This window comes from Acinetobacter sp. FY683 (assembly GCF_059515885.1).
This window is the reverse complement of record NZ_JCAKNA010000012.1, coordinates 1-25,116: the sequence shown is the minus strand read 5'-3', so window position 1 is coordinate 25,116 and position 25,116 is coordinate 1. Positions and strand designations below refer to the sequence as shown.

Here is a 25,116-nt window from a genome sequence, read left to right as displayed (position 1 = left end):
ATGTGGAAATCGATTGAATCAAATACATCCACTTGAATATATTATTTAGTGACATCGTGTTGAGGTTATAAGATGGATGAGAATAAAGGTAAGGCGCTAAATGCTGCACTTAGCCAAATTGAAAAACAATTTGGTAAAAACACAGTTATGCGTTTAGGTGATAACACTGTACAAGCTGTAGAAGCAATCTCAACAGGTTCACTCACTCTTGATATCGCACTTGGTATTGGTGGATTACCAAAAGGTCGTATCGTAGAAATCTACGGTCCAGAATCTTCTGGTAAAACGACCATGACATTACAAGCTATTGCTGAATGTCAAAAAGCTGGTGGCACATGTGCTTTTATCGACGCAGAACACGCACTTGACCCTCAATATGCACGCAAACTTGGCGTAGATATCGACAATTTACTTGTTTCTCAACCAGATAACGGTGAACAAGCACTTGAAATTGCAGATATGCTTGTTCGCTCTGGTGCAATCGACATGATCGTAGTCGATTCTGTTGCCGCACTTACACCTCGTGCAGAAATTGAAGGCGAAATGGGTGACTCTCACATGGGTCTTCAAGCACGTTTAATGAGCCAAGCACTTCGTAAAATTACAGGTAATGCTAAGCGCTCTAACTGCATGGTGATCTTCATTAACCAAATTCGTATGAAAATTGGTGTGATGTTTGGTAGCCCAGAAACAACAACAGGTGGTAACGCTTTAAAATTCTACGCTTCTGTACGTCTTGATATTCGTCGTGTTGGTCAAGTTAAAGAAGGCGATGAAATTGTTGGTTCTGAAACAAAAGTTAAAGTTGTGAAGAACAAAATGGCTCCTCCTTTCCGTGAAGCATTATTCCAAATTCTTTATGGTAAAGGTGTTAACCACCTTGGTGAATTAATTGATCTTGCTGTACAACAAGAAATTGTTCAAAAAGCAGGTGCTTGGTATTCATATCAAGGCGATAAAATTGGTCAAGGTAAAAACAACACCATTCGCTATTTAGAAGAACATAAAGATTTAGCTGAAACAATTGAAAAACTAATTCGTGAGCAACTGCTTACAACAGGTACAGTTGTTGAAGATACAGATGAGCAAGAACCTGATCTTTTAGATGCTTAATTCCATCATTTAGATCATCTTTAAGCATTCATACAGAGCGCCCTTCGGGGCGTTTTGTTATTATATCTAAGTATTTATTCGCAAATATTTTTCACTGAGAAAGTCATGTCCGACGCAAAGTTTAATAAACTTCTCGATTATGAAACGCTAAAACAACAATTTGGTGATGAGGAGGATCAAGCTCAAATATCATCAGCACCTTCTGGTTTAGCCTTTAATCCTGAAGAGCGTCTTTTTAGCCACACAACTACTGAAGATAAAAAACCTGGCTTAACAGGCTCTCGCTTGCGTTCTTATGCATTTGCAGTACTTACCCGCAAAGAATATTCAAAAGCGGAACTCATCGAAAAACTCGCGCTATATGCAGACAATCGAGACGAAGTTATCGAGCTTGTCGATGAGTTATCTAAAGAAAACTACCAAAGTGACAAACGTGTTGCTGAAATTATGCTCTCAAGCCAAAAGCGTAAGGGTAAAGGTCCAAATCAAATTAAAATGAAACTGAAAAATAAAAAAATTGATGCGGCATTAATTGCAGATGAACTCAAAGAAACAGACTGGATTCAACAAGCCTATGAACTAAAAGTCAAAAAGTACGGAACTGAAGTCACTAAAGACCCAAAAATTAAAGCCAAGCAAATACGTTTTTTGATGTATCGAGGTTTTGAAATGGATGCAATTATAAAAGCAATTAATAGAAAGCTGAATGATTTTGAATAAATAGAGATAAAAATTTAGAAAAGGAAGGTTTAAATATTTTTATTATAAAACTGGTGGCAACCCTACCAGCAAGACTTCGGCACATCATTATTCTGTTACCGTTGCTACCTTCCGGTCCTGGCGGGGTTCACAGAGAACAATTGCGAAGTAACCGGCAGGGCTACCATTGCAAGGACAGAGTATAGAGATTTTTAATGAACTTGCAAGCATACAAGGTTAATTTTCAGCAATGATTCATCCAATTGATTATTAATAAAACAAAATAATTTTTTATACACTTTGTCTTCAATATTATTCGCTACAATCAATAACACTTAAAATAAAGTAACATTGTAAAAGCATATTGCAATTCACTGTTCAGACGTTTTAAATGTCTACATCAAACAAATCTTTGGTCATACCTATTGATCAATACTGCAATCTAAAATGGATATTACATTATGCTAAAAAAGCATACTCTATTTACAATAACATTGCTCTGCTCTGCTCCACTCTACGCAATTCCTATTGAATCTCGTGGATTGAGCCAAGATGCTGGAAATTACACAGCAACAACAGCAACAACAGCAACTGCCATTAATGTATCAAATTCACCAAATGATGACTCTACTATTACGCCCACTAATATTAATTGGCAGCTCATGCAAAAAGCAGAGCGCTTAGAAAACGAATTACGCAGCTTACGCGGAAAGATAGAAGAACAAGATAATGAAATTGCTCAACTCAAACATGACTTGCAAAATCGCTATACAGATTTAGATCAGCGTTTAGAGTTACTTCAAGAAAAAGTTGACCCAGACTCTGTTGCCAAAGAGGAGGATAACCAACAAGATACTGTACCCAGTACAAAATAAAGTAGAAGCTACTCCTCAAGTTCAACCTAAAACAGTACAAACTTCGGTAGCACCTAAAACCATCAATAGCACATCAACAACTAGCTCCGACAAAGCTGCATATACTGTTGCTCTAGAAGCATATAAGCAAGGTGGTGCGAAAAAAGCCATAGCCCCAATGCAAGCTTTTATCAAGAACCACCCTAATAGTGCTTATATTAGTAATGCATATTTTTGGTTAGCAGAGTTTAATTTAGGAATCGATCCGGCAAATTATGCTGAAGCTAAAAAGAATTTTGAAATTGTTGCAAATAAATACCCAAATTCATCAAAAGCTTCAAGTTCATTATATCGACTGCATAGCATTGCACTTAATGTTGATAAAAACACCGCTTTAGCCAATAAATATAAAAGCCAAATTTTAACGAACTATCCTAAATCGGAAGAAGCAGGTTTTCTTAAAAAATAAGACTTAGAAATAAAAAAAGACACTAAAAAGTGTCTTTTTTTATTTCTTAAAACATCTATTAGCGGACAATACCACGCTTAGATTGCTCTACAGAATCAATAAAACGCTGAACTTCAGGAACCGTTGGTAAAATTTCATTACGAATTTTCTCAACCGCTTCCGTTGTCGTTAAACCAGCTTTGTAAATCAATTTAAAAGCATCACGAAGCCCTTGAATAACTTCTTTCGACCATCCCTTACGACGCATACCTTCAACATTCATTGCAGAAGCATGCGCAGGATTGCCTGACACCATAACATAAGCAGGAACATCTTTTAAGATTAAAGATGCACCACCAATCATGCTATAAGAATCAATTTTACAGAATTGATGTATACCAGAGTTACCGCCAATAATAACAAAATCACCTATATGTACATGTCCTGCAACACCCACATTATTTGCGAAAATATTATGATCTCCCACTACACAGTCATGTGCAATGTGTGTATTTACCATAAGTAGGTTATAACTACCTACTTTTGTTAAGCTATTATCTTGTATCGTACCTCGGTGTAAGCTGCAATGCTCACGAATCGAGTTATGATCACCAATTTCTAGCCATGTTTCTTCGCCAGCATATTTTAAGTCTTGGCAAACTTCCCCAACACTTGCAAATTGAAAAATTTCGTTATTTTTTCCAATGCGCGTATACCCACCAACAACAACGTGTGAGTGTAACTTTGTGCCTGAGCCAATACTAACCTTAGGGCCAATAATACAATATGGACCGATTTGCACATCTGCTGCAATTTCAGCAGATGGGTCAATAATAGCCGTTGGGTGAATAAGTTCGTTATTACTCATGCCTGCCCTGTTCTTTGGTGTGAAATTATGATTTCTGCAGCTGCGGCAACAACACCATCAACTGAAGCAGTACAATGATACTTGTAAATGCCACGCTTTTGCATCACTAATTCAGATTTTAATACAAGTTGATCACCAGCAACCACTTGTTTCTTAAATCTAACTTTCTCTGCACCAGCAAATAAGAACAAAGAACCCGGTCTTGGTTTCTCATCATTCATGATAAAACCTAAAACACCAGACACCTGTGCCAATGCTTCAATAATAAGAACACCCGGCATAATAGGATATTCAGGGAAATGTCCTTGAAAAAATTCTTCATTAATTGTGACATTTTTATAGCCAACAATCGAATTTTCAGTCACCTCAGTTACACGATCAACAAGTAAAAAAGGATATCTGTGTGGAAGATATTCACGAATTACATTAATGTTCATTGGTAATGTCGGGATCGTGAATGTTGTAGTATTAGACTCTGTCATCATAGTTATTTACGCAATTTAAATGTTGATTCAAGGGATTCAATTTGTGATTGCATATGATCAAGTCGTTTGACCAATTGGGTCAATGGCACATCTGCTAATTGTTTAAAGCGAACTGCGGCCTTTTTCCAGGAATTTGACTCCATCAGCGCAGTACCCGATGAATAACTACCAGCTTTAGAAATATTATTTGTCACCATTGACATTCCTGTGATTGTTACATTATCGGCAATATTAATGTGACCAACAATACCAACCGCACCTGCAAGCACACAGTTTTTGCCAATTGTTGTACTTCCAGCAATACCACATTTTGCAGCAATTGCCGTATTTGCTCCAATTTTCACATTATGAGCAACTTGCACAAGGTTATCAATAATGACGCCATTTTCTAAAATAGTGTCATCTAAAGCACCACGATCGATACTACAATTTGATCCGATTCGTACATCATCACCCACAACAACTGAACCTAATTGTACAATTCGATGCCACTTTCCTTGATATGGAGCAAAACCAAAACCTTCTCCACCAACAACCGTATTTGCATGAATACGAACACGATTACCAATTTTACATGCGCCCGTTAAAGTCACATGTGAGTCGATAAAACAGTTTTTTCCAACCTCAACAAAATCATCAATTTTCACATGAGAGTGAATAATGGAATCATCACCTACAACACAATTTTCACCAATCACAACATAGTGACCAATATATGCAGTATCTGAAATTATTGCGGAAGGATGAATCTGCGCGGTATTTTCAATACCACGCTCAATTTGTTTACGCTCAAATACATGTGTCAAAATTGCAAATGCAAGATACGGGCTATCTACAACTAAAAAATTAGAATGATAACCCTCAAGCAAATCTTTATATGCTGATGTCACAATTAAGGCACCAGCTTTTGATTCTTTCGCCTGATTAATGTATTTCTCGCCATTTACAAACGCAAGCTGATGTTCATTTGCATTTTCAAGACTAGCCAATCCTTTAAACTTAAGATCAGCCTGTCCCAACACCTTCGCTTGTACTTGCTGTGCAAGAGCATCTAAGCGATAAAATTGATGATTCATAAATTATTTAATTGCATTAACCTTTTGAATGATTTTATCAGTTAAGTCAGTGCCTGCGTCAGCTGCAAGTACTGAATTTTTGTTTAAAACCAAGTCCAATTTATTTTCTTTGCGTAATTGTTCAGCAGCAGTTTTTACACGCGTTTCAAATGTTGTATTTGTTGCTTGCATAGTTGATTGAACTTTAGACTGAACTTGTTGCTGTAAAGAATTCAATTGAGTAGCTTTTGCTTCAAACTGCCCTTTTAAAGTATCAATTTCAGCTTGAGTTTTAGCCGTATTACCTTTTTGTTGAATACCTGCCAAATCTTTTTGAAGTTGTTCAATTTGAGTTGTTTGAGACTTAATTGATTGCTGCAAGCTACTTTGTTGCTGCTTTAAATAAGTACTACCTTGTACGACTTTTTCAACATCAACTACACCGTAATCTGCTGCTTGTGCTGCTGTAAACACCAAACCTGAAGCCAATGCTAGTAATACTTTTTTCATTTTTTAAAATCCTAAATTAATATAATAATATTAGCCGTACTTAGAAAGTACGACCAATTTCAAATTGAATGCTCTTTGTTTCATCACCAGACTTATCATTGAGTGGATATGCATAGCTCAGAGATAATGGACCAATCATAGTAATCCATGTAAATCCAACACCTACGCTATAACGCATATCATCAAACTTAATGCCCTTATTATCTTCACACATTTCTAAGCTTACCCCTCGCACATTACACTGAGTTTGGAAAACTTGGGCACCTTCAGCAAAAATAACTGGTCTAAATTGACGCGCCCAATCACCTTTAAATGGAACAGGTAGTGCAAGCTCTGTGCCTAATTGTATAAGCGCATCCCCCCCGACTTCCTCAGAGTAATTATCATTAACAGATGGATATTTTGGACCTAATGTACTATTTTCATAACCACGTACCGAGCCATAACCACCTGCATAGAAGTTTTTATAGAATGGTAAGTCATTACCATAACCCAACTTACCATAACCACGGATAACAAAATCTTTACCTAATGGGAAAAAGACTTGAGCATCATAAGTTAACTTTTGGTATTCAACATCACTTCCTGGCGTTGCAATCTCTACATTAATACGATGTGAAGTACCCGATGTTGGGAATAATGGGCGGTTTAAAGTATTGTATGACCATCCTAAATTTACATTAAATGTTAAGAAGTCACCTTTATATTTTCCAGCACTAGTTTCCTTACCACCATTTTCCAATAAATAGTCACGTACATAAATGGAAACATTATCACCAGTCGTAACTTTAGTTTGATCAACATTTAAGCCCATACTTACGCTTTGGTTTTCATCAATTGGATAACCAAATGTTAAACCACCACCTAAACTATCCGTTACATAGTTTTGAACACTATACTTATCATCTAATTTTGTTTTACGGTAGTACATGTTATATCCACGACGAACACCATCGATGGTGAAGTATGGATCAGTAACACTTAAGTTGTAGTAATCTTGTGTTTGCGAACGAGATAAATCAATTGCAACACTATTACCCGTACCAAAGAAGTTCGTTTGACTTAAACCCGCTTGGTAGGTCATACCACCGCTTTGTGAGAAGCCAACAGCCAATGTACTTGTACCTGAGTGTTGCTCTTCAACAGTAACATTTAAATCGATCTGGTCAGGTGCACCTGGTACACGCTCAGGTTTTACATCAACAGTTTTGAAATAGCCCGTACGCTCTAAACGCACTTTAGATAAATCAATTTTCTCGTTACTTGCCAATGCGCCTTCCATTTGACGCATTTCACGACGAAGTACTTGATCATCCGTTTTAGTATTACCAGCGAAGTTAATACGACGCACTGTAACTTTCTGACCTGGATTGATATAGTAATTTAAGCCGACTTGCTTTGTTTCATTATTAATTTCAGGAACAACATTTACTTCTGCATAGTAATAACCAGCATTGCCGTATTTACGCAGTAGCAATTGCTTTACATTATTTACTTTTTCTTGCGAATAAATGTCGCCATCTTTATAAATTTGTAGCGCCTTCAATTCATCAGAAGAGAAAAGAGCATCACCTAAAAACTTAGTTTCAGCAAATTTGAATTGCTCACCTTCGTCCACAGACACTTCAACAAAAATATTTTTCTTATCTTCACTAATATTCAAATGAGAGTTATTAATATTGAAATTAATGTAACCTTTGTTTAAATATAAAGCGCGAAGTGACTCTAAACTTGCAGCCATTTTTTCACGTGCATAACGATCATTACGCGTAATAATCGAATTCCAACCGCTTTCTTTAATAGCAAATACTTGTTTAATATCATCGTCTTTAAAAACAGTATTACCGATAATATTAATATCAACGACTTTAGACGCCTTACCCTCAACAAATTCAACCGTTAAATCTACACGGTTGTTTGGACGTGCTGTAGTAATAACTTTAACACTCGCTTCATAGCGACCTTGTTGCATATATTGCTGAGTTAATTCTGATTCAAGCGTTTGAATTACAGATTGTTTTAGAACCTCACCTTCAGCAACTCCCATTTTCTTTAAGCCTTCTTGCAGGGCTTCTTTAGGAATAAGCTTGTTACCCTTGAATTCAACTTTAGAAATAATTGGGCGTTCTACAACACTATAAACCAGCACATCATTTTCATTTGATACCTTAATATCATCAAATAAACCTGATGCATATAAAGAACGAATCGTGTCTGCTAGAACAGCATCATTCACACGATCACCGCTATTTACAGGAATCAAACCATAAACACTGGCTGGCGTTAAGCGAACAAGTCCATCTATTTTTATATCTCTAACGACAAAATCATTTGCTGCATATACTTGTTGTGCTGCTGCCATCGCACTGATAAGTGCTAAAGGCATAAAAAGGTTTTTGTGATGCATGCCAGTGTTTTCCAATGTTAATTTATATCATCCACGTTTTTATAAACGCATAAAGTCGTTAAATAACGCCAAGAGCATCATGCTCCCTAGCAATACCATACCAATTTTCAAACCAACTATTTGTATTTGTTCAGAAACTGGTTTACCTCGAATTAGTTCTATAAAATAATAAACTAAATGTCCACCATCAAGCATAGGAATTGGTAATAAATTTAATATACCTAAACTTACACTCATGAGCGCCATAAATGAAATAAAAGTTTGCCACCCCATTTCAGCACTTTGCCCAGCAACTTTCGCAATAGTGATTGGACCAGATAAATTATCCAAACCAATTAAACCACGAAACATTTTAACAATTGAATTTAAAATCATCCCTGAAATTTGACCGGTCTTATCTACCGCCATGGTCATTGCTTCAAGTGGAGAATATTGAATCATTTGTTTATATTCAGCAGGTACTTTAACCTTTCCAGGATCACTTTGTACACCAAGGACACCAGAAATATTTCCCATATTATCTCGTTTACCCTGAGGCATAACTTCAAGATGAACCAGTTTATTCTGTCTTAATACATCAATTTTTAGTAACTTTTCAGGAGATGCTTGTACAACTCGCACAACATCAAACCAATCATTCATTTTAACGTGATCAATTGCAACAATTTTATCGCCTTCTTTCATACCCTGACGAATTGCAGCACCATCATCACTTAATTTAGTAATAACCGCAGCAATATGTGGTCGATATGGCGTAAAGCCTAAAGTATCTAAAGGTGATTTGCTTTGATCTTTTAAAAAGTCTTGAATAGGTAACTTGAAATTCTGTGCTTGTCCCGCTCTATCGGCATCAACACTAATAACACCTGTTTCACCCGCGCGGTCCACAAGTGCAAAATTCAACTTTTCCCATGATGTAACATCTGTCCCATCAATCGCTGTAATTTTATCGCCCACTTGCATTTTAACAGTTGCCGCAGGAGAATTTGGAGCAATGCTTCCTACTCGAGTATTCAACTGTTCTTGTGAGGGTAAGAATAAAATCCAAAATAAAAACACAGCAAAAGCTAAATTAATTAATGGTCCTGCAGCAACAATGGCTATGCGCTTCCAAGGATGCTGTCGATTAAATGCTTTGGGTAAATCTTCTTCTGCAACATTACCTTCTCGCTCGTCTAACATTTTGACGTAGCCACCCAAAGGTAATGCCGACAACTGATACTGAATACCTGATTTTTTTGAAGTCCATTTTAAAAGCGTTGGACCAAAACCAATTGAATAGACAAGAACCTTAACACCTAATTTTCGTGCTACAAAATAATGACCAAATTCATGAATCGCAATTAAAGGACCAAGTAATAAAATAGCAGCGACGATTATAAAAATAGCACTCATCTTATTCTTCCTTTAATAACCAACCACAAACTTTTCAGCAACTATACGAGCTTGTTGATCAATTTGTAAAATTGTTTCAATTGAATCCGCAGATCCATTTGCAATATTGTCCAATGTTTTTTCAACGATTTTAGGTATTTCCGTAAATTTTATTTTACTTGCCAAAAATGCAGCAACCGCAATTTCATTTGCTGCATTTAAAATAGCTGGTGCTAGACCACCCACTTTCATCGCTTGTCTTGCTAAATTTAGTGCAGGAAAACGAAAGGTGTCAGGCTCTTGAAAATTCAACTGATTATTAACAAATAAGTTAAGCGGTGGCACATGTGTCTGAATACGCTCAGGCCATGCTAAAGCATGAGCAATAGGCGTACACATATCAGGATTACCCATTTGCGCCAAAGTTGAACCATCCACATATTGAACTAATGAATGAATAATACTTTGTGGATGAATGACAACTGTAACAAATTGTTCTTCAATCGCAAACAGATGACAAGCTTCTATCAGCTCTAAGCCTTTATTCATTAAAGTTGCAGAGTCAACAGATATTTTTTGACCCATAGACCAATTAGGGTGCTTACAGGCCTGTGCAGGCGTAACAGATGCCAACTGTTCTAGAGTGTGATTTAAAAAAGGACCACCCGAAGCTGTAAGGAGTATTTGAGAAACACCCTGCTTTGGTTTCCCATTACGCTCAGCTTGTAGGTAATTTTGCGGTAGGCTTTGAAAAATTGCGTTATGTTCTGAATCTACAGGTAAAAGCAAAGCATTAGATTCACGTGCTGTTTGCATCATGATATCGCCAGACATCACCAAAGCTTCTTTATTTGCAAGTAATACTCGTTTACCCGCCTTTACAGCAGCCAAAGTTGGCATTAAACCAGCAGCACCTACAATTGCAGCCATAACCACATCCACAGATGGATGCTCTGCAACAGCAATTAAACCTGCTTCATCAGATAAAATTTCAATATCAGATAAATTTTCAGCTTTTAATTTTTCTCTTAATTCATCTACTTTTTGCGTAGGAACTACAGCAATTTTAGGATGAAACTGTTTACATATTTCTACAAGCTCATTAATTCGACTATATGCAGTCACTGCAAAAACAGAATATTGATCTGGATGTTGTTGCAGTATTTTTAAAGTACTTTGACCAATTGAACCTGTAACACCTAATATACAAACAGTTTGAGACATTTATAAATCTACGCCAATAAGTTTTAAAACATACATACCTGCTGCGAACACAGGAGCTGCTGCAAGCAAAGAATCAATTCGATCTAATACACCACCATGACCTGGTAAAATACGACCTGAATCTTTAATACCAGCACGACGTTTAATCATAGATTCTAATAAATCTCCCAATACCGAACTAAAAACTGTAAGGACTGAAAGAATTAAAAATAAAATATGTTGTGCAATCGTTAAATCAAGATAAATTGCTTCAACAACCACAATAATAGCCATTGAAACAAATACACCACCCAATAATCCTTCAATAGATTTATTTGGACTTACATGTGGTGCAAGTTTACGCTTTCCTAATTTACGCCCAACAAAATACGCTCCACTATCGGCACCCCATACCAATAAGAATAGGTACATAAGCCACCAAGGTGAACTATCCCATACAGAGAAAATTGCGGTGATTGCAGCAGAAATTAATACAAAACCAATCAATTTAAGGCTTGCATTGTACCAACCATCATATTCAGGATAAGACTTCACCCAATGAATACTTAGTACCCAAATAAAAATTGATGCTATCCATAGCAACAGTGCAATTTCACTGTAATAGAGAGCAAGAGTAGATAGTGCAGCAGTAACAATACCAAAGCCCCAAGCTATTGGCTTAATTACATTTGTAGAGCTTCTTGGCATAAGCTTAAACCACTCATACCCTGCAACCCCAGCAGCAACAATCATTAGCACAAGCATTGGGTAATGTGATTGCGTTGCAAACATACAACTTAAAACCACAGCAACCAAAACCAATGCGGTAATAATCCGCTCTAACATGTATTAATTCTCGAAATTTTTTTGTTGAACTTGCTCTGATGTTTTACCAAAACGACGTTCACGACTTACAAACTCTGCTATCGCAACATCGAATTCTTCAACAGTAAATTCAGGCCATAATGTTTTTGTGAAATATAATTCAGCATACGCTGCTTGCCACAATAAGAAATTAGATAAACGATAATCACCACCTGTTCGAATGAGTAAATCCACCGCAGGCAAATCACTTAAACTTACATACTGACCAAAAAGATCTGTATCGATGTCATTTATTTTTAATTTTTCATTTTGGACATCAAGGGCTATTTGCTTTGCCGCTTGCGCCATATCCCACATACCACCATAACTAATTGCAATAGTTAAAGTCATACTGTCGAACTTAGCAGTCCTTTCTTCAGCTTGCAACATAAGGTCGCGTAATTTAGGAGATAAAGGAGACCTATCCCCAATAAAACGCAAGGAAATATTAAATTCTTCCATACGTGGAATCTGCTCAAGAATTGTATCTTCCAACAATTGCATGAGTAAATCCACCTCAAATTGAGGGCGATTCCAATTTTCACTTGAAAAAGCAAAAACCGTCAGTGCCTGAATATTTCTTTTACGGCAGTGCTCTACAATTGGATCTAGGACATTTTTACCTTCACGGTGTCCACCACCTGTATCCAATTGATTTTTTTTAGCAAAACGATTGTTGCCGTCCATAATAACGGCAACATGTTTCGGAAGATATAAATAGTCTTCAACTTGGGTCATTTAATCAGACCTTCATTAATTCTGCTTCTTTCGCAGCTAAGCGTGAATCTACTTCTGCTACGAATTTATCTGTCATTTTTTGAACATCATCACCTGCACGGCGTTCATCATCTTCAGAAATTTCTTTTTCTTTCAACAATGCTTTCACATCGCCCAAAATATCACGACGGATGTTACGAAGTGCAACTTTTGCATTTTCAGCTTCTGAACGTGCAACTTTTTGCATGTCTTTACGTGTTTCTTCAGTCAATGCTGGAAGTGGTACACGAATCGCATCAGCAGTAATTGGGTTTAAGCCCAAATCTGATTCACGAATGGCTTTATCAATTGCAGAAACCATTGTGCGTTCAAATGGTTGAACTAACAATGTACGTGAATCTTCAACACCCACGTTTGCTACTTGGTTCAAAGGTACGTCTGAACCATAATACGGTACCATTACACCATTTAGAATTGATGGATGCGCGCGACCTGTACGTACTTTAGCAAAACCTTGATCTAAAGACTCGAGAGTCTTATGCATGCGTTGTTCGCCGTCTTTTTTAAGATCGTTAATCATATGATCTTCCTTACTAAATTCTTAAAAGATGTAATTTCAAAATAGCTTGTAGTATAAAGAGCTTTCAGGCTCACGTACATTAATTCGTAACGTGAGTACCCTCTTTTTCGCCCATTACAACTGAAAGTAGAGAACCTGATTTATTCATGTCAAATACTTGAAGTGGTACATGGTGATCACGACATAAACAAATTGCCGTTAAATCCATCACACCTAATTTCTCATCTAACACTTGGTCAAATGTTAAAGTATCGTATTTAACAGCATCATCAAATTTACTTGGATCTTTGTTGTATACGCCATCAACTTTAGTTGCTTTCAAGATTAAGTTTGCTTCAATCTCGATACCACGTAAGCATGCTGCTGTATCTGTTGTGAAGAATGGATTACCCGTACCTGCAACAAATACACATACTTCGCCTTGCGTTAAATGACGAATTGCATCACGGCTTGAGTATTGTTCAACAACCGCACCAATTGGTAATGCAGACATTAAACGTGTTTTGATGTTACGGCGTACCAACGCATCACGCAATGCCAAACCATTCATAACAGTTGCAAGCATACCCATTTGGTCACCTGTTACACGACCAACCAAGCCGTCTTTTTGTAATTGGCTACCGCGATATAAATTACCACCACCAACAACAATACCGACTTGAACACCTAAACCCACTAAGTGAGCAATAGATAACGACATTTGATCGAGTACTTGTGCATCGATACCCATATCTTTATTACCAGCAAGTGCTTCACCTGATAGCTTCAATAAGATACGTGCATAACGTGGTTTTTTTGAATCCAACATCATAAAAAGCTCCGATTCTTTACAAACTATTTTTATATTTAACTTTATTAGGCAGATTTGATGCGAATTAACTTAGCAAACAAGTCATACTCATCTGCATCAGTAATTTCAACTTCAAGTAAATCACCCGCTTTGATTTGTGTCTTGTCGATATCTTCAACAAAAACATTACCATCAATTTCTGGTGCATCTGCATAAGAACGTGCTACAGCAACTGGAAACTCTTCTTCCAAATCATCTACAAGCACAGTCATAATTTGACCGATACGTTTTTGAAGTTTAGCGGCTGAAATTTCTTGCTGAACTTGCATGAAACGCTCATAACGCTCTTGTTTGATTTCTTCAGGCACATGATCAGGCAAGTCATTTGCCGTTGCACCTTCTACAGGTGAATACGTAAAGCAACCAACACGATCTAACTGTGCTTCTTTCAACCAATCCAATAACATTTGGAAATCTTCTTCAGTTTCACCTGGGAAGCCAACAACAAATGTTGAACGAATAACAAGATCAGGACATTTTTCACGCCAAACTTTTAAACGATCTAAAGTATTTTCACTATGAGCAGGTCGCTTCATAAGTTTTAATACTTTTGGACTTGCGTGCTGGAAAGGAATATCCAAGTAAGGCAAAATTTTACCTTGTGCCATTAGATCAATAACAGCATCTACATGCGGATATGGGTATACATAATGTAAACGAACCCAAATACCTAACTGACCTAAAGCTTCACACATGTCGAAGAATTTAGTCTTAACAGGCTGACCATTCCAAAAATCCAGTTTGTACTTGGTATCTAAACCATAAGCAGAAGTATCTTGGGAGATCACTAATACTTCTTTTACACCCGCATTTTTTAATGCTTGTGCTTCGCTTAATACAGAACCAACAGGACGAGAAACCAAATCACCACGCATACTTGGGATAATACAGAATGTACAACGATGGTTGCAGCCTTCTGAAATCTTCAAATAAGCATAATGTTTAGGCGTAAGGCGAATGCCTTGCTCTGGAACTAAATCGATAAATGGATTATGTTTTGGTGGCTCAGGCACATATTCGTGCACAGCTTCCATCACTTCTTGATATGCCGCCGCACCTGTAACTTTTAATACATTTGGATGCATTTGGCGAATTTTGTCTTCGTCTTTACCCAAACAGCCTGTCACAATAACACGACCATTTGCACTCATGGCTTCGCCAATTGCGTCTAAAGACTCTTGCACTGCAGATTCAATAAAACCACAGGTATTTACAACAACTAAATCCGCACCGTCATAATCTGACGCTACATCATAACCTTCAGTCTTTAACTGAGTTAAAATTCGTTCGGAATCTACCAATGCCTTAGGACAACCTAAAGAAACAAAACCGACTTTGGGGGATTTCATGAATCTGCGCTCCACTAGAATGCGCATATTGTATGTCTTTTCTGAAGATAAAAATAGTTATAAAGCCCACTCTTTACATGTCGCACCAAAATACAGCCATAAAAATAAACACATATTCACACACGCACCATTATTGTGCATAAGCTATTTACATTATTCAGCCTATCCGCTATACCTTTTTAAATAAGAACAATTTCAGGGCGGTTTTATGTTTTTAGCAACAATTTATGCCCAATTTAGACAAGTTGGCGCAGATGTTGCAGTAATTTGGCTCAATTAATGTTCTTCATTCAAAATTATTGCTTTACGAAGATGCTTAAGCATTATTCAAACAGGACTTTATAACAAATGGATCAAGACTCAACTATCGACTATCGTTTGTTGGTAGATAACTTGGCAACAGCCATTCTACTTGTCGACAGTAATCTTAATATTTTTTATCTCAACTCATCTTGCGAAGCTTTGTTTGATATTAGTTTATTACGCGCTGAAGGTCAGCCTGTTCTTAATTTACTTCATGTTCCAAGCGATGAATTTAACACCAAAGAAGCCTTAAATAACTCTATTCGTACAGGGCAACCCTACACGCGTCGTGAAGCAACCATTAATGTGAACTTCAAAGACATTCACGTTGATTACTCTGTCTCATTACTTAATTATGCTAAAACTTATCATCCTTTGCTTTTAATTGAACTAAATCCAATTGATCGAATGTTGAAAATTTCAAAAGAAGAAAATTTAATTCAACAACACCAAGTGGCTCGCCAGTTAATACGTGGCGTTGCACATGAAATCAAAAATCCACTAGCAGGAATTCGCGGCGCGACACAATTATTAGCACGTAGTTTAAACGATCCTCAATATGCAGAATTTACTGACATTATTATTAGTGAAGTAGATCGTTTACGCACACTTGCAGATACCATGCTTGGTTCACGCCAACTTCCAAGTTATGAACCAACAAATATACATGAGCCATTAGAGCGTGTTCGCTCACTCATTGCCAATCAAACCAAAAAGAAAATTAAAATTACACGTGATTATGATCTATCACTTCCCTATGTACTTGCAGATCGAGATCAACTCATTCAAGTCATGCTAAACATAGGTGCAAATGCTGTCCAAGCCATAACAGAAAACAAAGAGTTTTTTATAGAACACCAACCCGAACTTATTCTTAGAACTAGAATTCAACGTTTGGTAACCATTAACAGTGTATTGCACCGTTCTGCCGTACGTATAGATATTGAAGATAATGGACCTGGTGTCCCCGAAGAAATTGTGGAATCCGTTTTTTATCCACTTGTAACAGGTCGTGCTAAAGGCACTGGGCTTGGTTTAAGTATTGCACAAAATATTATGCATCAACATAACGGAATGATTGAATGCCAATCAGTTCCTGGAAAAACAATCTTTAGCTTATATTTACCTTGGGAGTCGAATCATGTCGCGAAATAAAATATGGGTAATTGATGACGATCGCGCCATGCGCTGGGTACTAGAAAAAACATTTAGAGAAGAAGGTTTTGATGTTACAAGTTTTGAAGAAGCACAATCTGCTTTAGATCAACTTACATTAGAAGCACCCGATGTCATTTTAACTGACATTCGTATGCCAGGTATCGATGGTCTTACTTTCTTAGGAAAAGTTAAAGCTAACTTCCCCGACCTTCCTGTCATTATTATGACGGCGCATTCAGATTTAGAATCTGCAGTTTCAAGTTATCAAACAGGTGCTTTTGAGTATTTACCAAAACCATTTGATATTGACGAAGCGCTAGCTTTAGTGAATCGTGCAATTTTACACATTACCAAATTACAGCAACAAGAATCTGCAAAAACAACATTGCCTATTCAGTCAACTGAAATTATTGGTGAATCACCTGCTATGCAGGAAGTATTTCGTGCAATTGGTCGCTTATCACAATCACATATTACCGTTTTAATTAATGGCGAATCTGGTACAGGTAAAGAACTTGTTGCACATGCGCTTCACCGCCACTCTCCACGTAGTAGCAAACCTTTTATTGCGCTCAACATGGCTGCCATTCCAAAAGATCTGATTGAAACGGAACTATTTGGACATGAAAAAGGTGCATTTACGGGGGCGAATACGCAACGTCAAGGGCGTTTTGAACAAGCTAATGGTGGCACGCTGTTTTTAGATGAAATTGGCGATATGCCATTTGAAACACAAACACGTCTATTACGCGTTTTAGCAGATGGTGAGTTCTACCGCGTTGGCGGACACATTCCTGTAAAAGTTGATGTCCGTATTGTTGCAGCAACACATCAAGACTTAGAAAAACTAGTGCATGATGGACGTTTCCGTGAAGACTTATATCACCGCTTAAACGTTATTCGAATTCATATTCCAAAACTTGCACATCGCAGTGAAGATATCCCTATGCTCGCACAGCACTTCCTTGCACGTGCAGGCAAAGAACTTGGAGTAAGCCCAAAAATCTTACGTCAAGAAACACAAGAATACATTCAAAAACTGCCTTGGCCGGGTAACGTGCGACAGCTTGAAAACACATGTCGTTGGTTAACCGTCATGATTACAGGTCGAGAGGTTTATCCTGAAGATTTACCTTCCGAGCTCAAACAAATTCCATTGAACAAAATGCCTGAAGGTGAAATTCCACCAAATATTGAGCGCATTACTATTCATCACTGGGATGAGTTATTGGGTCAGTGGGCAGGTCAAAAGCTTCAAAATGGTGAAATGAAGATTTTAGACATTGCCATTCCTATGTTTGAACGCTCACTCATTAATGCAGCACTGCAACAAACACGTGGTCGTAAACGCCATGCTGCCGAATTACTTGGCTGGGGGCGCAATACTCTTACTCGAAAATTAAAAGAACTTGGTATGGATACCACAGATGATGATGTTGAGGAGGAAGTCGAAACATCGAATTAACATCATCTCCGATAAATAAAAAAGCTCCTTAATGGAGCTTTTTTATTTATTTAAAATTTTAACTAGTAATCTATTAAGCTTGAACAAAGCCCACATATCTAGAAAGATTTTGAGCACCTAAGTCACTTTGATAAATCATATAATTTGGATAGTTTGTTTCCGTTAATTCTTTAAACATATTAAGCTGATCATCATGTGCATGAATTTCATCTACACTACGAGACATACTTTGCTCAAATTCATCTGAAATATATTCAAAACCTAAATCCATCGCAATAAACAAAACATGTTCACATGGCTGAACATATTGCTCTTCAGACCAGTCAATCACAGCATGCTGGCAATGAGGACATGTAATATTATCTGTTGCATTTATATTGGTTTGAATAAGTTGATAAGCCATTTGAGTCACAGCAAAAAATTTGAATGTGCAATAGTATAAAAGAATCTATAACAAAACTTAATTAAAGAATTCAACCACTGCCGTATCCATACTAAACGTAGCTGCAACAATTTTTAATTGCATACACTCAACACGATTTTTAAGAAAACTAGAGTTTTCACATAATCCATTCACAATATTCATGGCGTTTTCTTTAATAGCTAACTTCGCAATTTCACATAATGCTGCTGTCTTATTATTTTCATAAACACTCATAACCGTAGGTTTAATATCATCTACAATATGCTGTAAATTTTCTGGCAATACATGATCTAAATCATGTATTGCATTAATCGTTGAGGTAATTGCCCCACAATCACTATGCCCCAACACAACAACAAGCGGAATTTCGTATTGCTTTACAGCATACTCAATACTCCCAATTTGAGATGATTTTGCAATATTTCCAGCAACTCGAATCACAAATACATCACCAAAACCTTGTGAAAATATTTGCTCTGGCAATACCCTAGAATCCGAACAGCTTAATATCACAACTTTTGGAGATTGGTCAGATTTCATAATTTGTTGTGCATTTTCAAAGCAGTGAGTAGCTATTTCCCCTGAACAAAATTTACGATTACCTTCTATCAAAATATTTAAAGCTTGCTCTGCCGTGTAACGCATAATGAGAACTACAAAATAAAATCACCGCATATTAGAGATAAGTAAATTAAGCAACAAATAAATCCTGCTAAAACACACTATTTAAAACATAAGTGCATCGCTTTCTTACATTTTAGCCATTAAAAAAAATTGTAATTACTTTAAAAATTTACCAATTAAAAATTGACTTTATAGAACAATAAAAATTTAATAGTCTTATTGTTGCATAAAGAGAATATTAAAATGCTCACGGATTTAGATGATTTTTTTTGCTTTTCTGTCGTTGTAGAACATGGTGGATTTAGCGCCGCCGAACGTGCAACCGACATTCCAAAATCAAAATTAAGTCGTCGTGTTTACAATCTTGAAGAGCGATTAGGTGTTCGTCTTATTCAACGTAGTTCTCGCCATTTCGCAGTAACCGATATTGGAATGAATATCTATCGTCACACACAAGTCATGCTAAATGCAGCTCAAGCTGCACATGACCTTGTAGATCATTTAAGTGCCGAACCTAGAGGCGTCATTAAAATAAGTGTGCCCGTTACCATCGCACAAAATGAAATGGCAAAAATACTTCCCCATTTTATTAAAAAGTATCCTGAAATCAAACTACAAATGATGGTGACCAACCGTAGAGTTGACATCATAAATGAAGGGTTTGATATTGCTTTACGTGTTCGCTCGAGTTTAGATGATGACCCTAGTTTAGTATTACGTCGCTTCGCCACCATTGAGCAACATCTATTTGCAACTCAAGCCTACTTAAATCAGCATGGTGAGCTAAAAAAACCTGAAGACTTAGCGGAACATCAAATTTTAAGCATGGCAGATGAACATTTAGATCAATTTATTACTGTTCACAATAGTAAAAATGAACAGAAAAAAATTAAGGTCAACCCAACCATTATGGGTTCCGACTTACTCATGCTAGCCCAACTGACCAGCCAAAATTGTGGTGTAGCATTATTACCAGATAGTATTGCAAGCGATTACGTACAAAGCGGAAAACTAGTACGTGTCTTACCAGATTGGAAAGCCCAACATGGTATTTTTCATGCAGTATATCCATCTAAACGTGGTTTACTTCCTGCTGTTCGTGTATTTATTGATTATCTTGTTGAGCAGCTTAGTAAGCACTAAATTAATATCACCCATGAAACAAAATAAAGCCCATCCTTGATGGGCTTTTTAAATAAAAAGCTAAATTATTTTTTAAATTTCAAGATAAGAACCTACACCTTCAGGCCATGGTGTTAATAACTCAAAACCTGTATCGGTTACAACAACCATATGCTCCCATTGCGCTGACAATGAGCGATCTTTAGTTACTACAGTCCAACCATCTTTAAGCTCTTTAACACCAGATTTACCTGCGTTAATCATCGGCTCGATAGTAAACACCATTCCTTTTTTAAGAATCATGCCCTGACCAGCTTGACCATAGTGTAAAACGCTCGGTTGCTCATGATAAGTAGTACCAATACCATGACCACAATATTCACGTACAACAGTATAACCATCTCTATGTGCAACAGATTGAATAGCAAAACCAATATCACCTAATGTTGCACCCGGCTTAACAGCATGAATACCAGCAACCATTGCCTCATAAGTCGTATCACATAGTTTTTTTGCAGCAGGAGAAACACTACCAACATAATACATACGGCTTGTATCGCCAAAATAACCATCTTTAATAATTGCGACATCAATATTAATAATATCACCATCTTGCAGAACTGTTTTTACAGATGGAATACCATGACACACGACTTCATTTACAGAAATACACGTAGTTTTTGTATATCCATAATAACCAACATTGGCTGGAATAACTTTTAGTGTATTTACAATATAATCGTTACAAATATCATCTAAATATTCAGTCGTGACACCCGGTTTTACATATTCCCCTATCATCGCTAAAACTTGTGCAGCAAGTCGCCCCGAAATACGCAACTTTTCTATATCTTGCTCAGTTTTAATTTTAACAGCGGAAGCTCGCATTTCTTTATGTCCAAAATTAAGTGAATACTTATTATAAACCTTTTAAATACGTATGTGAGATACACCCTCAAATTATCAAATACATCTGATGATTGGTTTTTAAACACTTAACCTTTTTTTACAAAATATATTTCAATTCATTTTTATAAGAAAATATCGAAACAATATTTAATTTTATTTAATTAACAATTTAAAATCATACAGATAATTTAAACATCATTTTATTAATAGTTTTATTTTATATTTCGCACACTAAAAGCCCTCATTTTTCAATATATTTTGATTAGAAAATAAGAGTTTATTCCTCTAAAATCGCCCTTTTTGTTATTAACCGATCTCCTTCATGACGAATTTACGTACACGGGATATTATTGCCTTAGGTTTCATGACCTTTGCACTATTTATCGGTGCAGGCAACATTATTTTCCCACCTATCGTGGCACAACAAGCTGGTGAACACGTTTGGTTAGCAGCTTTTGGTTTCTTAATCACAGCAGTTGGCTTACCTGTTATCACAATTATTGCTCTTTCACGTGTTGAAGGTTCAATTGAAAAATTAAGTTCTCCTTTAGGTAAAGTAGCAAGCTTAATTTTAACAATTTCATGTTATTTAGCTGTTGGTCCGCTTTTTGCAACGCCACGTACAGCGACAGTTTCTTATGAAATTGGTTTCTCTTCTTATTTTGGTACTTCTGCATCAAGCTTGCTTATTTATAGTGCAATTTATTTTTCACTTGTAACACTTGTTTCTTTATACCCAAACAAAATCTTAGATACTATTGGTTATTTTTTATCTCCATTAAAAATTCTTTCTTTAGTTATTCTAGGTGTTGCTGCATTTTTAATTCCAGCAGGAACTATTCCACCTGCAATTGGTAATTATATAGAAAGCCCAGTTTCAGAAGGTTTTGTAAATGGTTATTTAACCATGGATACTCTTGGTGCTTTAGTTTTTGGTATTGTGATTATTAATGCAATCCGCTCACGTGGCGTAACAGATGCAAAACTCACAACCAAATATGCTGTTATCGCAAGTATTATTTCAGGTATTGGCTTAACCCTTGTTTATCTCAGCTTATTCAAACTTGGTTTAGGGAGTCATGATGTAGCAGCAAATGCAACAAATGGTGCGGTTATCCTACACGCATATGTTCAACACGCATTTGGTGACTTCGGCTCTATTTTCTTAAGTGCGATGATCTTTATTGCATGTATGGTTACAGCAATTGGCTTAACATGTGCATGTTCAGAATATTTCTCTCAAATCACAAAGATCTCTTATAAAGCTTGGGTGTTCATTTTAGTTGGTTTCTCATTCGTTATTTCCAACTTAGGTTTGACAAAGCTTATTGCTTTCTCGGTACCAGTTTTAAGTGCAATTTACCCTCCTGCTATTGTCGTTATTCTTTTAGGTTTCTGCTGGAAGTTCTTTAATAACCCATCACGCGTAATTACACCTGTAACAGCAATTGCTTTGTTATTTGGTATAGCGGACGGCTTAAAAGTTGCGGGCTTTGAACAATTCTTACCTGATGCCTTAACTCACCTACCTTTAAGTGCACAAAATTTAGCATGGTTAATACCATCTCTATGTGTACTCGTTATTTGCATTGTGATCGATAAAGTTAAAAAATAATCAACATTAACTTTTCTAAGAAATAGAATTTTACCCAAATACTATTTTTCATATAGCCAATAACTGCCTCGTTTTATCCAAACAGGCAATTATTGCTTATAGATCACAATCCAAAACCTTTTTTAATATAAAAATTTAGACTTTAATCTAATAAATTTGGCACGTATCCTGCTTTTAAGTTATAAATGATTTCTTAACTCTGTATTCACATTAAGTAAACACTTATACGTCTTTACCCAAACAGATAAGTATCATTTACTCAGTAAATAGTAGTATCACCTATTGAAATACCAGCAAAAAAGTGATATAGTTGTCAATCAAAACCCGATAAAAATACTATGAATTAACAACACCCTAAGGAGGCCTGAAAATGTTTTCTCCATTTTTAAATAAAGCAGTCTTCATTAATATGCTTAAAACGAAACACATGGTGACTTATTTAAGCACCACGTTTGCTCTTATGATGATTTTAGCGCTACATGGAATGATTCAAGGAAACTTAAAACCTGAGTTCTTCGTCTATGCCTTTGTCGTATCACTCGCTTTTGCCATGTGGAATCTTGCAGACCACAAATGTCGAAAAACACTCAAAAGCCAAACTTCTGATTAAAAGGTGGATGCTAAGCATCCATCTTTAAAAGTAAAAAAACATTCACAACTATTATAAAAATTATATTTTCTATTTTTAAAATTTCAACTTAATCAAATAACTGACCTCCTAAGTCAAAAAAATGACTGAGCTTCCTCTTATAACTTGTGTACATTAATTGTCATTATCTCTTTCCCATTAAAGAAACACTATGACTGCATCTGAAGATATTAAAATTAAGTGTAAAGATAACTATGTTTTATCAGGACGCTTTTACCCATCAACAAACAATACTAGCAACAATTTTCCTATTTTAATTTGTCCTGCCACAGGTATCACAAAAAATTTCTACCACCCATTTGCACAGTGGTTAAGTGAACAAGGTTATAACGTATTAAGTTTCGATTTTCGGGGAATTGGTGATTCGTTACACGGACATCTCAAAAACTCAAAAGCCAGCATTGTACAATGGGGACAACTTGATATTCCTGCGGCTTTGTTGCATAAAGGCTTGAAAGGCTGAGCTCCCCTAGGTGAGCCAAATTTAAGAGACAACTTGGGTATGAGGACGACCTAATTCTGTGAATTTATTCAAGACTGCCATGCGTGCGTGGATCTCATTCACCTGACTAGGAAAACTCCTTGCTGTTAATTTATCGCCTAATAATTTGATGCAATGCATCTTCGTTTCAACCAAACTCCGACGGTGATAACCAGACCACTTTTTCCAAAGCGATCTACCTAGACGTTTGACTGTCTTTAATAACTCGTTCCGCTCGATAGACCTCGCTTGCTGATCTTTCCAAGGCTTTGCATTTTTCCTCGGTGGAATGATCGCATGTGCATCTCGATCTAAAATGACTTGTCGGCAATGCTTTGTGTCATAAGCACCATCTGTATAAACAGAATCAATTTTCTCATCCAAGGGAATTTGAGAAAGTAAATCTTCAAGTACTTGAGAATCACCAACATCATTTGTAGTGAGCTGTACAGCACGTATTTGAAGAGTTTTAGCATCTATAGCAATATGCAGCTTACGCCATTGACGACGATATTCAGCCCCATGTTTCTTGCATTTCCATTCACCTTCACCTAGAAACTTCAAACCAGTAGAGTCTACGAGTAGATGCAGACCATCACTACTTTTTTCATAGCTAATCGCAATATCAATATGTTTTTGTCTTCTGCAAAGCGTAGTGTAATCCGGCGCTGTCCAATCTAATCCAGAGAGTTTAATCAGACTTTGAACAAAACCTGTGACCATACGTAAAGAGAGTCGAAATAGAGATTTGATCATTAAGCAGCATTGAATCGCTGTATCGGAGTAGGTCTGATTTCGACCTTGCTTGCCTTGTGATTGTGCATACCACTGGGTCTTTGGATCAAACCAAATGGAAATATTACCCCGGTTGATTAAGGCTCGATTATAGGATGACCAATTGGTTGTACGATAGATTTTAGGGGCAGGTTTATTCATTTTGAAATTATATTGCTGAATAAGCCTTCCATGCTAGGTTTGTGCAACAAAGCC

The 25,116-nt window shown here is 36.6% G+C and carries 23 protein-coding genes, 1 other RNA gene and 2 pseudogenes; 9 read left to right on the top strand and 17 right to left on the bottom strand.

The genetic code is table 11. The annotated features are described in order from the left end of the window. Positions 1-72: 72 nt before the first annotated feature. Entirely contained in the window at positions 73-1,113 is a 1,041-nt protein-coding gene (gene recA, locus AC5YDH_RS08185; protein ID WP_496118441.1) for a recombinase RecA, read from the top strand. Between the two features lie 105 nt (positions 1,114-1,218). Then, positions 1,219-1,833, top strand: a complete 615-nt coding sequence (locus AC5YDH_RS08180; RefSeq protein ID WP_496118440.1) for a regulatory protein RecX — start codon at positions 1,219-1,221, stop codon at positions 1,831-1,833. A 60-nt stretch (positions 1,834-1,893) separates the two neighbouring features. On the opposite strand, the gene ffs is transcribed toward AC5YDH_RS08180, so the two are convergent. Then, positions 1,894-1,990, bottom strand: an RNA gene (ffs, locus tag AC5YDH_RS08175) — signal recognition particle sRNA small type. Between the two features lie 280 nt (positions 1,991-2,270). Between ffs and AC5YDH_RS08170 the strand changes: the two are divergent. Then, positions 2,271-3,135, top strand: a pseudogene (locus AC5YDH_RS08170) (YbgF trimerization domain-containing protein). Between the two features lie 58 nt (positions 3,136-3,193). Here the strand turns inward: AC5YDH_RS08170 and lpxA are convergent. From lpxA to rimO, 12 genes are all read right to left on the bottom strand, one after another. Further along, positions 3,194-3,982, bottom strand: coding sequence for an acyl-ACP--UDP-N-acetylglucosamine O-acyltransferase (gene lpxA / locus AC5YDH_RS08165; RefSeq protein WP_496118438.1), 789 nt, complete (start codon positions 3,980-3,982; stop codon positions 3,194-3,196). After that, positions 3,979-4,464: a 3-hydroxyacyl-ACP dehydratase FabZ gene (fabZ, locus tag AC5YDH_RS08160; protein ID WP_496118550.1), complete on the bottom strand. Its 486-nt coding sequence runs from the start codon at positions 4,462-4,464 to the stop codon at positions 3,979-3,981. Before fabZ ends, lpxA begins: the two co-directional genes overlap by 4 nt. A gap of 5 nt (positions 4,465-4,469) precedes the next feature. After that, positions 4,470-5,543, bottom strand: coding sequence for a UDP-3-O-(3-hydroxymyristoyl)glucosamine N-acyltransferase (gene lpxD, locus AC5YDH_RS08155; protein ID WP_496118436.1), 1,074 nt, complete (start codon positions 5,541-5,543; stop codon positions 4,470-4,472). 3 nt (positions 5,544-5,546) lie between these two features. Beyond that, positions 5,547-6,032 carry an OmpH/Skp family outer membrane protein gene (locus AC5YDH_RS08150; protein WP_496118435.1) on the bottom strand — a complete coding sequence of 162 codons (486 nt, stop codon included), beginning with the start codon at positions 6,030-6,032 and terminating at the stop codon, positions 5,547-5,549. Positions 6,033-6,072: 40 nt separating this feature from the next. After that, complete coding sequence (bamA, locus tag AC5YDH_RS08145) at positions 6,073-8,439, bottom strand: outer membrane protein assembly factor BamA (protein ID WP_496118433.1); 2,367 nt, start codon at positions 8,437-8,439, stop codon at positions 6,073-6,075. 39 nt (positions 8,440-8,478) lie between these two features. Further along, a complete protein-coding gene (gene rseP / locus AC5YDH_RS08140) occupies positions 8,479-9,834 on the bottom strand; it encodes an RIP metalloprotease RseP (protein WP_496118432.1) in 1,356 nt (451 codons plus the stop codon). A gap of 12 nt (positions 9,835-9,846) precedes the next feature. Further along, positions 9,847-11,037, bottom strand: coding sequence for a 1-deoxy-D-xylulose-5-phosphate reductoisomerase (gene ispC / locus AC5YDH_RS08135; protein WP_496118430.1), 1,191 nt, complete (start codon positions 11,035-11,037; stop codon positions 9,847-9,849). Next, positions 11,038-11,862 (bottom strand): phosphatidate cytidylyltransferase, encoded by an 825-nt coding sequence (locus AC5YDH_RS08130; RefSeq protein WP_496118428.1) that lies wholly within the window; start codon positions 11,860-11,862, stop codon positions 11,038-11,040. Between the two features lie 3 nt (positions 11,863-11,865). Beyond that, positions 11,866-12,618, bottom strand: a complete 753-nt coding sequence (gene uppS, locus AC5YDH_RS08125; RefSeq protein WP_496118426.1) for a polyprenyl diphosphate synthase — start codon at positions 12,616-12,618, stop codon at positions 11,866-11,868. Positions 12,619-12,622: 4 nt separating this feature from the next. Next, complete coding sequence (gene frr, locus AC5YDH_RS08120; protein WP_496118424.1) at positions 12,623-13,177, bottom strand: ribosome recycling factor; 555 nt, start codon at positions 13,175-13,177, stop codon at positions 12,623-12,625. 79 nt (positions 13,178-13,256) lie between these two features. Next, positions 13,257-13,985 carry a UMP kinase gene (gene pyrH / locus AC5YDH_RS08115; protein ID WP_496118549.1) on the bottom strand — a complete coding sequence of 243 codons (729 nt, stop codon included), beginning with the start codon at positions 13,983-13,985 and terminating at the stop codon, positions 13,257-13,259. 47 nt (positions 13,986-14,032) lie between these two features. Next, positions 14,033-15,376 carry a 30S ribosomal protein S12 methylthiotransferase RimO gene (gene rimO / locus AC5YDH_RS08110; protein WP_496118422.1) on the bottom strand — a complete coding sequence of 448 codons (1,344 nt, stop codon included), beginning with the start codon at positions 15,374-15,376 and terminating at the stop codon, positions 14,033-14,035. A 348-nt stretch (positions 15,377-15,724) separates the two neighbouring features. On the opposite strand from rimO, the gene glnL reads away from it, so the two are divergent. After that, positions 15,725-16,834 carry a nitrogen regulation protein NR(II) gene (gene glnL, locus AC5YDH_RS08105; RefSeq protein ID WP_496118420.1) on the top strand — a complete coding sequence of 370 codons (1,110 nt, stop codon included), beginning with the start codon at positions 15,725-15,727 and terminating at the stop codon, positions 16,832-16,834. Continuing rightward, complete coding sequence (gene glnG / locus AC5YDH_RS08100; protein ID WP_496118418.1) at positions 16,821-18,302, top strand: nitrogen regulation protein NR(I); 1,482 nt, start codon at positions 16,821-16,823, stop codon at positions 18,300-18,302. Before glnL ends, glnG begins: the two co-directional genes overlap by 14 nt. A 73-nt stretch (positions 18,303-18,375) precedes the next feature. On the opposite strand, the gene AC5YDH_RS08095 is transcribed toward glnG, so the two are convergent. Continuing rightward, a complete protein-coding gene (locus AC5YDH_RS08095) occupies positions 18,376-18,705 on the bottom strand; it encodes a hypothetical protein (protein ID WP_496118416.1) in 330 nt (109 codons plus the stop codon). 57 nt (positions 18,706-18,762) lie between these two features. Continuing rightward, on the bottom strand, positions 18,763-19,371 hold the full coding sequence (locus AC5YDH_RS08090; protein ID WP_496118414.1) for a carbonic anhydrase: 609 nt from the start codon (positions 19,369-19,371) through the stop codon (positions 18,763-18,765). A 222-nt stretch (positions 19,372-19,593) separates the two neighbouring features. Here AC5YDH_RS08090 and AC5YDH_RS08085 point away from each other — a divergent pair, with 222 nt between their 5' ends. Next, entirely contained in the window at positions 19,594-20,493 is a 900-nt protein-coding gene (locus AC5YDH_RS08085) for a LysR family transcriptional regulator (protein ID WP_496118413.1), read from the top strand. Between the two features lie 72 nt (positions 20,494-20,565). Here the strand turns inward: AC5YDH_RS08085 and map are convergent, their stop codons facing one another. After that, on the bottom strand, positions 20,566-21,360 hold the full coding sequence (gene map, locus AC5YDH_RS08080) for a type I methionyl aminopeptidase (protein WP_496118412.1): 795 nt from the start codon (positions 21,358-21,360) through the stop codon (positions 20,566-20,568). 343 nt (positions 21,361-21,703) lie between these two features. Between map and brnQ the strand changes: the two genes are divergently transcribed. The 3 genes and pseudogenes from brnQ to AC5YDH_RS08065 form a co-directional block, all read left to right on the top strand. Further along, positions 21,704-22,996 (top strand): branched-chain amino acid transport system II carrier protein, encoded by a 1,293-nt coding sequence (gene brnQ / locus AC5YDH_RS08075; protein ID WP_496118410.1) that lies wholly within the window; start codon positions 21,704-21,706, stop codon positions 22,994-22,996. Positions 22,997-23,366: 370 nt separating this feature from the next. Further along, entirely contained in the window at positions 23,367-23,606 is a 240-nt protein-coding gene (locus AC5YDH_RS08070; RefSeq protein ID WP_496118408.1) for a hypothetical protein, read from the top strand. Between the two features lie 190 nt (positions 23,607-23,796). Further along, a pseudogene (locus AC5YDH_RS08065) lies at positions 23,797-24,084 on the top strand (alpha/beta hydrolase family protein); the annotation flags it as partial. A gap of 45 nt (positions 24,085-24,129) precedes the next feature. Here the strand turns inward: AC5YDH_RS08065 and AC5YDH_RS08060 are convergent. Then, complete coding sequence (locus AC5YDH_RS08060; protein ID WP_496116183.1) at positions 24,130-25,062, bottom strand: IS5 family transposase; 933 nt, start codon at positions 25,060-25,062, stop codon at positions 24,130-24,132. Positions 25,063-25,116 lie beyond the last annotated feature (54 nt).